Annotated in this window: 13 protein-coding genes; 9 read left to right on the top strand and 4 right to left on the bottom strand. The window is 43.9% G+C overall.

Going from position 1 to position 14268, the window contains the following annotated elements:
* Window positions 1–17: 17 nt before the first annotated feature.
* The 4 genes from ICN15_RS01865 to cobA are packed head-to-tail and all read right to left on the bottom strand — an operon-like array spanning window position 18 to window position 3944.
* Complete coding sequence (locus ICN15_RS01865; protein WP_216200858.1) at window positions 18–881, bottom strand: ABC transporter ATP-binding protein; 864 nt, start codon at window positions 879–881, stop codon at window positions 18–20.
* The gene (ntrB, locus tag ICN15_RS01860; RefSeq protein ID WP_216200857.1) at window positions 871–1731 is read right to left on the bottom strand and encodes a nitrate ABC transporter permease; all 861 of its coding nucleotides are present in this window, start codon (window positions 1729–1731) and stop codon (window positions 871–873) included. The genes ICN15_RS01865 and ntrB overlap by 11 nt, the downstream gene beginning before the upstream one ends.
* 15 nt (window positions 1732–1746) lie before the next feature.
* A complete protein-coding gene (locus tag ICN15_RS01855; RefSeq protein ID WP_216200855.1) occupies window positions 1747–3120 on the bottom strand; it encodes a CmpA/NrtA family ABC transporter substrate-binding protein in 1374 nt (457 codons plus the stop codon).
* A gap of 20 nt (window positions 3121–3140) precedes the next feature.
* Entirely contained in the window at window positions 3141–3944 is an 804-nt protein-coding gene (gene cobA / locus ICN15_RS01850) for a uroporphyrinogen-III C-methyltransferase (RefSeq protein ID WP_216200853.1), read from the bottom strand.
* 151 nt (window positions 3945–4095) lie between these two features.
* On the opposite strand from cobA, the gene ICN15_RS01845 reads away from it, so the two are divergent.
* The 9 genes from ICN15_RS01845 to ICN15_RS01805 all read left to right on the top strand — a co-directional run bounded on the left by ICN15_RS01845 (window position 4096) and on the right by ICN15_RS01805 (window position 14186).
* The gene (locus ICN15_RS01845; protein WP_370625381.1) at window positions 4096–5391 is read left to right on the top strand and encodes a CmpA/NrtA family ABC transporter substrate-binding protein; all 1296 of its coding nucleotides are present in this window, start codon (window positions 4096–4098) and stop codon (window positions 5389–5391) included.
* Window positions 5388–7838 carry a nitrite reductase large subunit NirB gene (gene nirB, locus ICN15_RS01840; protein ID WP_216200851.1) on the top strand — a complete coding sequence of 817 codons (2451 nt, stop codon included), beginning with the start codon at window positions 5388–5390 and terminating at the stop codon, window positions 7836–7838. The genes ICN15_RS01845 and nirB overlap by 4 nt, the downstream gene beginning before the upstream one ends.
* Window positions 7831–8181 carry a nitrite reductase small subunit NirD gene (gene nirD / locus ICN15_RS01835; protein WP_216200849.1) on the top strand — a complete coding sequence of 117 codons (351 nt, stop codon included), beginning with the start codon at window positions 7831–7833 and terminating at the stop codon, window positions 8179–8181. Before nirB ends, nirD begins: the two co-directional genes overlap by 8 nt.
* Window positions 8174–11017 (top strand): nitrate reductase, encoded by a 2844-nt coding sequence (locus ICN15_RS01830; protein WP_216200847.1) that lies wholly within the window; start codon window positions 8174–8176, stop codon window positions 11015–11017. The genes nirD and ICN15_RS01830 overlap by 8 nt, the downstream gene beginning before the upstream one ends.
* Window positions 11018–11024: 7 nt before the next feature.
* Window positions 11025–11933 (top strand): DNA-binding protein YbiB, encoded by a 909-nt coding sequence (gene ybiB, locus ICN15_RS01825; protein ID WP_216200845.1) that lies wholly within the window; start codon window positions 11025–11027, stop codon window positions 11931–11933.
* 3 nt (window positions 11934–11936) lie between these two features.
* Window positions 11937–12446: an HPP family protein gene (locus ICN15_RS01820; RefSeq protein WP_216200843.1), complete on the top strand. Its 510-nt coding sequence runs from the start codon at window positions 11937–11939 to the stop codon at window positions 12444–12446.
* Between the two features lie 36 nt (window positions 12447–12482).
* Complete coding sequence (locus ICN15_RS01815; RefSeq protein WP_216200842.1) at window positions 12483–12950, top strand: nuclear transport factor 2 family protein; 468 nt, start codon at window positions 12483–12485, stop codon at window positions 12948–12950.
* The gene (locus tag ICN15_RS01810) at window positions 12940–13533 is read left to right on the top strand and encodes a nitroreductase (protein ID WP_216200840.1); all 594 of its coding nucleotides are present in this window, start codon (window positions 12940–12942) and stop codon (window positions 13531–13533) included. Before ICN15_RS01815 ends, ICN15_RS01810 begins: the two co-directional genes overlap by 11 nt.
* A gap of 128 nt (window positions 13534–13661) precedes the next feature.
* Window positions 13662–14186: an HPP family protein gene (locus ICN15_RS01805; protein ID WP_216200838.1), complete on the top strand. Its 525-nt coding sequence runs from the start codon at window positions 13662–13664 to the stop codon at window positions 14184–14186.
* Window positions 14187–14268 lie beyond the last annotated feature (82 nt).

Below are 14268 nucleotides of genomic sequence, written 5' to 3'. Positions count from 1 at the left end.
TCTCCTAAATAAATATATTAAGCAATAGCTGTATCAACGCCCGGAAAGACTATGACAGGCTTATAACCATCCAACTCACCCTTTGCACCCTTAACCTGTAGATCTTTTGATCGATTTACCAAGAAATCCACTAAATGATTACGCATTGGGTAGTACATAGCATCGTGATGTAAATTAGCTCGCTTTCTCCCCTTAGGTAGGGTATTGACAACGATTTCAGCAATGCGTGCATTCGGGCCGTTGCTCATCAGCATGATTTTGTCTGACAATAGGATTGCCTCATCCACATCATGAGTGATCATGAAGACAGTTTGATTTGTCTCTTTGCAGATTTTTAAGAGTTCGTCTTGAATAACCCCACGTGTTAATGCGTCCAAAGCACCAAAGGGCTCATCAAGCAGTAACATTTTGGGCTCAATTGCAAAGGCTCTTGCAATGCCAACCCTTTGTTTCATACCACCAGATAATTCCGATGGTTTTTTATTTTCAGCATTGACTAAGCCAACCATTTCCAAATATTTTTTAGAATGATCAGAAATCTGCTGCTTTGACCAGTCGGGATACCTTGACTTCACAGCAAAGGCCACGTTCTGCAATACCGTCATCCAAGGCATTAATGCATGCCCTTGAAAAACAACGCCACGCTCCAAGCCAGGCCCTTGAATGCGCTTACCTAGCATGATCGCATCGCCACCAGTTGCCTCTTCAAGGCCGGCCAATACATTCAGAATAGTAGTCTTACCACATCCAGAGTGTCCGATAATACAAACAAACTCGCCTCTCTCGATTTCAAAATCGATACCCTCAAATACTGGGGGTGCATCAGCTTTAAATGATTTACTGAGGTTTGAGACTTTAAGGAAGCTATTTTCATTCTGCATACGAAACCGCCTTTTGTAACTTAGCGAATGTGGTATCTAACAACATTCCAACAATACCAATTAAAAGAATTGCAAAAATTACACTAGAAAGAGATAAGTTATTCCACTCATTCCATAAGAAATAACCAATTCCCGTACCACCAACAAGCATCTCAGCAGCGACGATCACCAGCCATGCGATGCCCATAGAAATACGCATACCAGTCAGTATTGTTGGCGCAGCAGCAGGAAGAATTACTAAGAATGCCTTACGTAATGGAGAGACTTCTAACGTTTTGGTAACGTTTAATAATTCCTTACGGACGCTGGCAACTCCAAATGCAGTATTTAGAAGCATTGGCCATACAGAGCAAATAAAGATCACAAAGATTCCAGAAATAGAAGAGTCTTTGATGGTGTACAGCGCAATAGGCATCCAAGCTAAAGGGGAAATGGGCTTAAGAATTTGAATGAATGGATTGAATGCTGCATTTGCCAACGGTGACATACCAATCCAAAATCCTAATGGGATAGCTACTATCATTGCCAGTAAAAAACCTAAACCCACACGAGCTAAGGAATATGCCAGCTGAATGCCAATTCCTTTATCGTTTGGACCATTGTCATAAAAGGGGTGTGACAACTGCTTATAGATCGTCTTCCCCATCTGCGTTAACGTTGGAAATCCAGTTTTTTGAACTGGCTCACTACCGCCCTGACCCATGAGACTGCTGTACTCACTAGAGTTAGTTGAGATGCCTGGAGACGGCACAACCTTTTGTGTCGTTGCCATATGCCATATAAATAGACACATTAACAAAATCACAACCGATAGAATGGCGCCTTTAACCCTAATTGATACTGTTTTCATTCATTTACCTTAAATTCATGCTTTATTAGTTTGAAAAGATTTTAGATAAGCTGCTGGCTGACTAGGATCAAACTCTTTACCCATAATCTTGTCTTTTTTGTATCCCACTTTAGCCAGTGGTGGAATTGCAATACCAGTCTCGCCCATATACTTTTTAGCGTCGGTAAGCAGGAATACTTTTTCAGAGATCTCTTTGTAATTCACATCACCTTTGACATAGCCCCAGCGCTGCATTTGGGTCAACATCCAGGTTGCCATGGAGTACCAAGGAATTGGGTTAAAGTCGATGCGATCAGGTACGTTTTGCACATTGCCTAGACCATCCGCAAACTTACCAGTGAGAACCTGCATTACAACTGTTTCGGGCTGGTTAAGATAATTTGGCGTAGAAATTACTTTAGCAATTAAAGGCCTGTTCGCAGGATCACGCGCCATGGTGGATGCATTAAGTACCGCCCGGTATAAAGCCGCAAAAGTATTGGGATTCTTCTTGATAAATTCTTCAGAAGTTCCAAAAGCGCAACACGGGTGTCCATCCCAGATCTGCTTAGTTAGAATGTGAATAAATCCAACTTCGTCATAGACCGCACGCTGATTAAATGGATCAGGCCCCAAGAAACCATCAATATTGCCCGCACGCAAGTTGGCAACCATCTCTGGTGGAGGCGTCACGCGAATCTGAATATCTTTATCTGGATCCAATCCTGCTTGCGCTACGTAATAACGCAATAAGAAGTTATGCATTGAGTATTCAAACGGTACAGCGAACTTCATACCCTTCCAGTTTTTCGGATCGCGATTATCTTTGTGTTTATTAGCCAAAGTAATAGCTTGACCATTTACGTTCTGAATTGTAGCGACACGCATTTGAGAAGGATCGGAACCCAAGCCCATTGACATTGAGAGCGGCATTGGGGATAAAAAGTGTGAGGCATCATGCTCTTTATTGAGCATCTTGTCACGTATTAAAGCCCAACCCGCAGTCTTATTGAGAGTAACATTTAGACCTTGTTTTTTATAAAAACCCAGTGGGTCAGCCATGATCAATGGAGTTGCACAAGTAATTGCGATAAAGCCAATTTTTAAGTCGGGCTTTTCTAGTGGGGCTTTTTCTTGCGCCATGGCCTGCAAGGACCCTACTGGCAAGAAGCCTGAGAGAGCGCTCATTGCCCCACCAACTCCAACAGCCTTTAGAAATGCGCGTCTACGATCTTCTTGAGGGAAAAGAGCCTTAACTAAGCTGGCCTCGACAAAATCTGCACTTTGCTGTTCTGCATCCATCATTGCTGAAAGTGAGTTTGCATGATCCAACTCAGACGCATGCTGTCCACAGCTACAGCGGTTGCTAAACAGAGGTCTATCTGGATCAAATGGGCGATATGAATTCATTTATAGCTCCTAGAAAGTAATTAAGATACTGCTTGCAGTACGTTGAAATGATTTTGTGACTCAATTAATGGGATGAGCATATGAAGTTTTTTTCTGTAAACCTCTCCGACCATCACCACAACTGGTTGCTTATCTAAAAAACGATGATGTACATCACCAAAGCACAATTCATTTAAAGTGCAACCAAAGCTGCGCTGTGTTGGCAGGCTGACCGACTCCATCAAACAAACAGGGGTATCTGCCGAGTAGCCTTGAGTAAGTAAGGTTGTGGCGACTTCAGGCAACTGGTCACGCGCCATATAATAAATTGCGGTTTTATGATCTTCATGTGCACAACGACCAGGCAGAGTAGTTAGAGTCAGTGTTCGACTCAATTCCCTAGTAGTTGGTGGTTGCTTCAATTCTGCTGAAGCTGCTAGGGCAGTGGTGATTCCTGGAACAACCTCATAGCGCACGCTTGCCTTCTCAAGGGCGTCAATTTCCTCCTGTGCACGACCGAAGATCAATGGATCCCCACCCTTAAGGCGCGCCACTACTAAAAACTTACTAGCAGCGTCCACTAATTGCTTGTTAATAAAGTGTTGAGAACTAGAATGGGCACCACATCTTTTTCCAACTTGCACCAATTTAGTGCTAGAACACCACGCTAGCATTGAAATATCGATGAGTGCGTCATAAAAAACGATGTCTGCCTGAGCCAAAATTCTGGCACCGCGCACAGTAATGAGATCAGCAGCTCCAGGCCCTGCACCAATGAGGTACACGCCAGGCAACACCGCAATTGATTTGGGTGATTTGAATGCTGTTGGTGCAATTTGTTCCATGCTTCATTTGTAACAGTCAGTTAGAACCCTAAATTCTCTATATGAACCAAAAGTGCGCATGCATAGATTTGGTGCACCAAAACCGAGCCATGGTCCTTACATCAGGTGCCGCCAATTCCTTATTGTTAGTTATCGACTAAAGGAGCTCAGCATGAAAGAAAAAATGAATATTAGCGGTTTAATACCCGAAGCCACCATCCCCACTGTTACTGATGCGAATCCTACGCGTCGCAAGCTTATCCAAAGTATTGGCTCCGCCAGCATTTTGTCTTTAATAGACCCAATGGTAAAAGCGGGCGCATGGGCCGCAGGTTCTGATGCCCCTGAAAAAACCGATGTCAAGGTAAGCTTCATCGCACTGACCGACTGCTCATCCGTTGTAATGGCTAATTACCTTGGTCTGGACAAAAAGTATGGCGTGAAAATTATCCCAACTAAGGAAGCTTCTTGGGCAGCTATCCGTGACAAGCTTGTTAATGGCGAAAATGATATGTCTCACATTCTCTATGGCTTAGTTTATGGATTACAGATGGGGATTGGCGGCCAGCAAAAAGATATGTCTGTACTAATGTCCCTCAACAACAATGGTCAAGCGATTACCCTGTCTAAGGCGCTATACCAAAAAGGTGTGACGGATGGCGCTAGCCTCAAGACCCTGATGGACAAAGAAAAGCGTGACTATACTTTCGCACAAACTTTTCCAACCGGTACGCACGCTATGTGGCTCTACTACTGGCTAGCGAATTACGGCATTAATCCATTTAAAGATGCCAAGATTATTACTGTTCCGCCTCCACAAATGGTTGCGAATATGCGAAGCGGTAATATGGATGGTTATTGTGTAGGTGAGCCATGGAATGCCCGCGCAATTATTGATGGCGTGGGTTTTACTGCAATTACTACACAAGCTATTTGGCAAGATCATCCAGAAAAAGCCTTAGGTACAACCTCTGACTTTGCTAAAAAATATCCTAATACCTGTCGCGCTGTTACCGCTGCCATTTTGGAGGCTGGAAAATATATCGACTCATCTACAAGCAATAAACATAAAACTGCTGAAGTAGTTTCTGCACCATCTTTTGTCAATACTGATATCAACGTTATTCAAGATCGCATGATGGGTCGCTACAGCAATGGTATTGGTAAAACATGGGATGATCCACATGCTATGAAGTTTTATAACGATGGCTCAGTTAATTTCCCATATCTATCGGATGGTATGTGGTTCATGACTCAGCACAAGCGCTGGGGCTTGTTAAAAGAACATCCTGATTATTTGGCTGTAGCTAAAAAGGTTAATAACATCGCACTTTACAAAGAGGCGGCCACCGCTTCAAAAACACCATTGCCAAAAAGCGATATGCGCTCCAGTAAGTTATTTGATGGCGTTGTATGGAATGGCTCTAACCCCGCAGCTTACGCTGATAGCTTCAAAATCAAAGCATGAAAAAGCAAAAACTCGTCATGATTGGCAATGGGATGGCCGGCGTTCGGACCATCGAAGAATTATTAAAGCTCGACCCAGAGCTTTATGACATTACTATCTTTGGTGCTGAACCCCATCCCAACTACAACCGCATTCTGCTGTCTCCAGTATTGGCTGGTGAACAGACGCTAGAGCAAATTGTTCTAAACGACCTAGATTGGTACAAGAGCAATGGCATTCATTTGTACCTTGGCAAGACTATTACCAAAATAGACCGTAGAGAGCGCACAGTCACTGCTGATGATGGCACCGTTGAGAATTATGACCGCTTACTTCTAGCTACCGGTTCGCTCCCCTTCATTCTTCCAGTTCCAGGCAATGATTTACCTGGTGTCATTACGTATAGAGATATTAAAGATACCAATGAGATGATTGATGTAGCGACACGCTACAAAAATGCCGTTGTGATTGGTGGTGGCTTACTAGGCCTTGAAGCTGCTAACGGTCTAGCCCTAAGAGGCATGAGTGTGACCGTAGTCCACCTTGCCGACTGGTTAATGGAAAGGCAGTTAGATAAAACAGCGGCTGATTTACTGCAAAAATCCTTGGAAGAAAAAGGTCTCAAGTTTTTACTGAAAACTTCTACCGAAGCAATTACTCCAAATGAATCTGGCGATCGTGTCGGGCATATTCGCTTTAAAGGTGGTCTCGAAGTTCCGGCTGATTTAGTTGTTATGGCGGCGGGTATCAAGCCCAACACAGCATTGGCAGAATCTGCCGGCTTACATTGCCAACGCGGCATCGTCGTGAATGACACTCTGCAAACTTTTGACCCAAGAGTCTACGCTGTTGGAGAATGCGCTAGCCACCGCGGTATAGCCTATGGTTTAGTTGCCCCTTTGTTTGAGCAAGCTAAAGTTTGCGCAAACCATCTAGCTGAACACGGCATCGGCCGTTATGAGGGGTCTGTCACCTCTACAAAGCTGAAGGTAACTGGTGTTGATCTTTTCTCAGCCGGAAACTTTATGGGCGGTGAAGGCACAGAAGAAATTACTCTAGCCGACCCCATTGGCGGCGTATACAAAAAGTTAGTACTCAAAGATGATCGTTTAATTGGTGCCTGCATGTTTGGCGATACAGCAGACAGCACTTGGTATTTCAAACTCATGCGTGACGCACAAAGCGTTGCAGAAATTCGTGACACGTTGATGTTTGGCGAATCTAATATTGGCGATGTTGGCCATCAAGGTCATAATAAAGCTGCTGGCATGACAGATGCAGATGAAATCTGCGGGTGCAATGGAGTTACCAAAGGTACCATTGTTAAAGCTATTCGTGAACAAGGTCTCTTTACATTAGATGAAGTAAAGAAGTGCACTAAGGCGAGCAGCTCCTGTGGATCATGTACTGGTCTTGTTGAACAAGTACTAATGAATGTGCTTGGTACAGATTACTCAGCTACACCCAGAAAGAAATCGATTTGTGGATGCTCCGATCTTTCTCATGACGAAATCCGTCAAGCCATACGATCAGGGCACTTCATTTCCCAAGAACAAGTTCGTACTGAATTGAGCTGGAGAACGCCTAACGGTTGCGCGACTTGTCGCCCAGCCCTTAACTACTATCTGATTTCTACATGGCCGCATGAAGCAATTGATGATCCACAATCACGCTTCATTAATGAGCGTGCTCATGCCAATATTCAGAAAGACGGTACCTACTCAGTCATTCCAAGGATGTTTGGTGGGCTAACTACTCCCGCTGAGCTACGCAGAATTGCTGACGTTGCTGAGAAATATCAAGTACCAACAGTAAAAGTAACTGGCGGTCAACGCATCGACTTGCTTGGCATCAAAAAAGACGATCTACCAGCAGTATGGAAGGAATTGGATATGCCATCAGGTCATGCCTACGGTAAATCTATTCGTACAGTGAAGACATGTGTTGGCGATGAACATTGTCGCTTTGGCACTCAGTCTTCTATGAAGATGGGTGTTGAACTTGAGCGTATGCTGTTTGGCATGTACGCACCTCACAAGGTAAAACTTGCCGTTTCAGGTTGCCCCAGAAACTGTGCAGAAGCAGGCATTAAAGACGTTGGCATTATTGGCGTTGAATCTGGTTGGGAGCTCTATATTGGGGGTAATGGCGGCATCAAGACGGAAGTTGCTGAATTTCTCTGTAAAGTCAAAACGGATGAAGAAGTACGAGAGTATTCAGGCGCTTTCTTGCAGTTATACCGTGAAGAAGCTTGGTATCTGGATCGCACCGTTCACTATTTGGCACGAGTGGGCATGGAATACATTAAGCAAAAAGTTGTTGAGGATTCTGAAAGCCGTAAAGCCCTTTATGAAAGACTCTTATTTGATCTAAAAGATGCTCCAGACCCATGGAAAGAGTTTGAACGTGCCGGTGTAGATATTCGTCAATTTAAAACTATTCCTATTGTTGAGGTTGGCAATGTCTAACACCATCCAACTTGATCAGTGGCAGAAAATCACAACAGTTGATGAGATTCCCGTTCTAGGGTCTCGGGTCATTCAAGCACCCGCTGGTCAAATTGCAATTTTCAGAAATTCAGAAGACGAAGTATTTGCCGTATTGGATAAGTGCCCACACAAGGGTGGCCCTCTCTCACAGGGTATTGTTCATGGTAAATCTGTAACCTGTCCACTGCACTCCTGGAACATAGATCTTTCTACTGGTTGCGCCGTTGCTCCGGATGAGGGCTGTGCCAAATCCTTTGCAGTCAAAGTTGAGTCTGGTGTGATTTGGCTAAGCCGCGAGGAATTACAAACCACACATGGCTGAAGTTAAAAGCACCTGTTGCTATTGTGGTGTTGGCTGTGGTGTCATTATTGAAACTACGGCTGCAAGTAATGGGAAGATCGAAGTCACTGGGGTTCGTGGTGATCCTGATCATCCTGCAAACTTTGGTCGACTCTGTAGTAAAGGCTCTACCCTCCATCTCACTGCAAACCCAAGTCTTCAGCTACAAGCTCGGCTAGGTTCACCAGCAATCCGCAAGGCAAGAGGCGAAGATCCGATTGATATTTCTTGGCCTGAAGCAATTCAAACTGTTGCCCAAAAATTTGCCGACATCATTAAAGAGCATGGTCCAGAGTCCGTTGGTATTTATGTCTCTGGTCAATTATTGACCGAAGACTATTACATCTTCAATAAGTTAATGAAGGGCTTAATTGGCTCCAATAACATTGATACCAATTCACGCCTATGTATGTCTAGCGCAGTAGCTGGCTACAAGCAAACTTTGGGGATGGATGCCCCACCCTGCTGCTATGAAGATATAGATTCGGCATCGACTATTTTTATAACAGGATCAAATACCGCTTTTGCCCATCCTATTTTATATAGGCGCCTTGAGGATGCCCGTAAAAATAATCCAGATCTCAAAGTCATTGTTGTTGATCCCAGAAAAACAGATACCGCTAAAGAAGCTGATCTCTACCTACAGATACAGCCTGGTACTGATGTTGCCCTCTACCACGGCATGCTTTACATCATGCTTTGGGAGAAATGGATTGATGAGTCTTATATCAAATCATACACAGTAGATTTTGATGCTCTGCGTGATCTAGTAAGAGACTTCACGCCGAAAGCAGTGAGCCAGATTTGTGGCATTAAGGAAAAAGACTTATTCCAAGCAGCGCAATGGTTTGCCACCTCTCCTGCAACGCTATCCATGTACTGCCAAGGATTAAATCAATCAGCATCAGGCACCGCTAAGAATGCCGCTTTAGTCAATCTGCATTTGGCTACTGGGCAAATAGGCAAAGCCGGTGCAGGTCCATTCTCTTTGACCGGGCAACCTAATGCGATGGGCGGCCGAGAAGTTGGAGGCTTAGCAAATCTACTATCTGCACATCGCGATCTTGCTAATCCAGAGCACCGCGCAGAAGTTGCCAACCTTTGGGGAGTGCACTCTGTACCGGAGAAACCAGGTCTTAGCGCCATCCCCATGTTTGAAGCATTGCGCACTGAAAAGCTTAAGGCTATTTGGATCGTCTGCACAAACCCTGCACAATCCATGCCTGATCTCAATGCCGTTCACGAGGGACTGAGTAAAGCGGAATTTGTTGTAGTGCAAGAAGCGTACGCACATACAGCAACCACTCTCTATGCGGATGTCTTATTACCCGCTACGACCTGGGCAGAAAAGGTGGGAACCGTTACCAATTCAGAGCGCCGCATCTCCAAAGTCAATCCCGCCATTAATCCATTTGAGTCTGCAAAACATGATTGGCAGATTGCTTTAGAGATTGGACGTGCTTTAGAAGCGCTACTTCCAGGAAACAGAAAAGATGGAATTGCTACGCTTTTCCCTTATGCTGGACCAGAAGATATTTGGAATGAGCATCGTGAGAGTACGGCCGGTCGTGATCTGGATATCACTGGTCTGAGCTATCAAATTCTCGAAGAGCGTGGACCACAGCAATGGCCAATGCCAAAAGGGTCTTACTTTGGCAAAAAGCGACTTTATGAAAATGGTGTCTTCCCCACTAAAGATCAGAAAGCACACTTTATTGCTGCACCTTATAAGGCAACTGCAGAATCAGTGGATGCACGATATCCATTTGCATTAAATACGGGACGCCTGAGAGATCAATGGCACGGTATGAGTAGAACCGGAACGATTGGAACACTCTATGGGCACTCACCCGAGCCTTGTGTAGAGCTATCACCCAAAGATGCAGGCAGGATGAATCTAGAAAATGGTGATTTAGTTCATGTCACTAGTCGCAGAGGCAGCGAAATCTTTCCAATTAAAGTTTCAGATGATATTGCCTCCTCGCAAGCCTTTATTGCGATGCACTGGGGTTCTGAGTTTATTTCAGGCGCTGCTGGTAAAGCACCAGGCCGCGGAGTCAACGGACTAACCTGCAACATGATTGACCCTATATCAGGTCAGCCAGAGTTAAAGCATGCAGCTGTGAAGATTTTGCCAGCAAATCTTCCTTGGCAACTCGTTGCCTTCGGGCTATTCCCGAAAGAGGAAGTCTTTTCTGTTCAAAACAGTTTGCGCAGTATCTTGCCTCACTTTGACTCGGCCCAATGCGTCTTATTTGGTAGAGAGCAAGATGGCGACCTTATTGGAGTTTCATTCAAAGCTGCCCACCACGATGATCCTCTTGAAGAATCTGAATCTCTTGCCGCACAAGCTTTAAAGCAAGTGATGCAAAAATTTAAATTGGATGAGGGATCTGGTGAGCCGGTAATGCGCTATAGCGATAAGCGCAGAGGCATTGTGCGGCTCGTACGTGCTCACGAGAAAGTTTTATCTGCAATGCTCACTGGTTCCGTAGATAGTCTAGCAAGTACTGCCTGGCTAAGAGAGTACCTAGAAAGCGGCTTAGATGCAAAATCGCTAGGCCGATCTCTATTGATGTCAGTCAGCAAACCTCCTGTGGAAATAAAGCCAAAGGGTAAAGCAATTTGTAACTGCTTTAATGTCTCTGCAGACACAATGACGCAATGCTTAAGCAAAATGCCAGCAGGAACTTCCTTTGATGATGCAATGAACTCACTTCAATCTGCAACGCAATGTGGAACCAATTGCGGCTCTTGCAAACCCGAAGTCAAGCAAATTATTGCGAACTTTCTCAAGCAAGTAGAAGTAGCTGCATAATCTTGTAATGAGCATCACATCATTCCTAAAGGTCATTGGCCGAGGTAGTAAAGGCGCTGGCGATCTTGATCGTAATCAAGCCAAAGAAGTATTTGCTCAAATTCTAGAGGGCAACGTAAGCGATCTTGAGTTAGGTGCTTTTTGTATTGCTATGCGTATCAAGGGTGAAGCAGTATCTGAGCTAATGGGCTTTATGGATGCTTTAGAACCACATCTAAATTTACTCAACCTAGGCTCTCGTACAACCATAATCTTACCAAGCTATAACGGAGCCAGAAAACAGGCAAACCTCACACCACTTCTTGCCGGAATGCTTTCTACTTATGGTTTTACCGTTCTTGTGCAGGGAGTGGAGAAAGATCCAAGCAGGGTGACGAGCCATGAAATTTTTAAATCGCTTGGGTGGCCAATTCTTCACACTAAGAATCAATTTGGTGCCCTCTTAAATTCCAATCAGCCAATTTTTTGCCCCCTCAATGTTATTTCCCCAGCGCTGCAAAGATTGTTAGACGTCAGAGAAAGAATAGGCCTACGGAATACTGGTCATGTCCTTGCAAAACTCATTAATCCAACTCTTCAGAGCCCTTGGCAAGTATCCAATTACACTCATCCAGAATACCCAGAAAAATTGCGGGAGTTTTTTCAACTTCGCTTAGCAAATGTAATTTTGATGAGGGGGAGCGAGGGCGAACCAACCGCCTCCATACAGCGATTACCTGAAATGCATTTTTTGTTTCCAAATGGCAATGAAGTTACTAGTCAAGAAGAGCGATTCGAAGGTCCTAGCCCATTTATAGAAATTGATGCCATATCAACAGCATCCATTACCCAACAAATTCTCTCCGGACAAGTCATATGTCCAAACTCAATCCTAAGACAAGCTGCCCAAATATCGACGATGGCTGGATTACACTAAGCCATGCTTAGAATAGTTAAACGTTTAGCATGGGTTTCATTGGGAGCAATCGTTGCGCTTGGCTTGGCCCTTCTTGCTACTAAACCACCGACAACCCCATTACTACTTGCCTCCCTAGGCGGTTCAACAATATTTCTATTTGGCTTAACTGGTGCTCCCGCGGCACAACCACGAGCCTTATTTGGTGGTCACTTAATCAGCGCCCTCATTGGAGTAGTTTGCTATCAACTTTTTGAGGACGCATTGTGGGTTTACTTACTGGCAGAGGTAATTACTTTATGCATCCTATTATTAACGCGAACTGTACATCCACCAGCGGGAGCTAATCCACTGATTATGATTCAGGCGCACGCTGGCTTTGGCCATCTCATAGTGGTTGTTTTAGTAAGCGTTACGATTCTTGCAGTAGTAGCAGCCATCTGGAGTCGTTTAACGCCTGGCAAGGCGCTGCATTACCCAGTGAAATGGAACGAGCCCTCCCCGAAATCAAATGACTGGAGCGTTTGGGGGTAGTTGGGATTCAATATTTAAAATTAAACAGAGAGAGCCATGGAACAAAAAGCACCATTACCCCCCTTTAATAATGAAACCGCTATCCAAAAGATTCGAATGGCTGAGGATGCTTGGAATACCAGAGATCCTGAAAAAGTTTCCTTGGTCTACACCGAAGATACCATTTGGCGAAATCGATCTGAATTTCCTAAAGGTCGCGAACAGGTAAAAGAGTTTCTCCATCGCAAATGGGCGAAGGAGCTTGACTACCGATTAATTAAGGAATTATGGGCATTTACAGATAACCGTATCGCTGTTCGTTTTGCTTACGAATGTCATGATGATTCCGGCAACTGGAGTCGTAGCTTTGGAAATGAAAATTGGGAGTTTAATGAAAATGGCTTCATGATGAGGCGTTTTGCTAGCATTAATGATTTGCCTATTAAAGAATCAGATCGAAAATTCTTTTGGCCCCTTGGAAGAAGGCCGGATGATCACCCAGGGCTGAGTCATTTTGGCTTCTAGTAATTTAGATTCGCTCGGCAGCTTTGCACATGGACTAATCCATAGTCGCCAGCATGTTTCACCTAAAAGGCTAATTGATCCTGGTCCAAGCCCATTTCAGAAATTAGAAATCCTAAATGCTGCAGGAGCTGCCCCTGATCATGGAAAAATAACGCCCTGGCACTTTTATGAAGTAAGTTCCAAAAGTCGTAATTTGCTAGGCGACTTATTTGCCGATGCTCTCATCGCAAGAGACCCAGGCGCAACTCTAACTCAGGTTGATGAAGCTAGGCAGAAAGCTTTTCGAGGTCCCTTGCTGCTATTGGCAACCGTCAATCTCAATAGTGAGTTAGATAACATTCCTGAACAAGAAAAAATCATCTCTGCGGGATGCGCAATTCAAAATATTTTATTAATGGCCAATGCTTTGGGATTTGGATCTGGACTTTCGAGCGGCAAGGCTCTTTATAGTCAAAAAATGAGAGAGTTATTTTTATTAAAAGAGAAAGAGCAGCCCTTATGTTTCATAACCATCGGAACCATCTCAACCCATAAGCCTAATAAAGATAGGCCAGATGCCAGCTCATATACATCAATATTTTAAACAGAATAGCCCAGTTTCTACATTTGACAACAAAATTTGTTTAATAACTCTCGCACCACCAAAACTAAATTAAATTAAATCGTTTAAATTAGTGGCTATCTACTATTAAATAATTACTCGATAGATTAATGAATAAATTAAAAATCTGGTGCCATAAGCTTTATGAGGCACTCAAGCCACCCCCCTCCGAATTTTCTCTTACGCAGCAATTCATCATTACCATAGGCACGACCGCTACTATCTGCATCCTATCATTGGTTAACCATCTCTTAGATAAAGAAAATTTGCTACTGCTTGCGCCATTCATCGCCAGCGCATTAATGATATTTACAATGCCAAGCAAGAAAATGACTTCTGCTAGCGTAATTTTTCAGTCTTATCTTCTATGTTCGCTTATTGGTTTTGCATTTGTATATGTATTTGACTATGCCCAATGGTTAATGATTGCCGCCTTTGTAATTAGCTTCTTTCTCATGCTGGTGCTCGAATGCTTACACCCTCCCGCAATAATGTTGCCTATTATGATTATTAGCGAGAGATTGAGAGACTATACCTTAGCTTTTGATCCAATTGCAATTGATGTTCTTATATTGCTCGTAGCAGTTTATTTTTTCAATAAAACCTTAGAGAAGTTTCCACTTATTAAAAAATGAATTTATAAGCTTGAATTGATATATCTAGTCTTGCCAATCGGCAAACTGTGCAGTAATCGCTTGCACACTTTCGAGCACCCCC

The sequence above is a fragment of the Polynucleobacter sp. CS-Odin-A6 genome, from assembly GCF_018882095.1.
Classification (GTDB): domain Bacteria; phylum Pseudomonadota; class Gammaproteobacteria; order Burkholderiales; family Burkholderiaceae; genus Polynucleobacter.
This window is presented reverse-complemented; position numbering and strand designations above follow the sequence as displayed.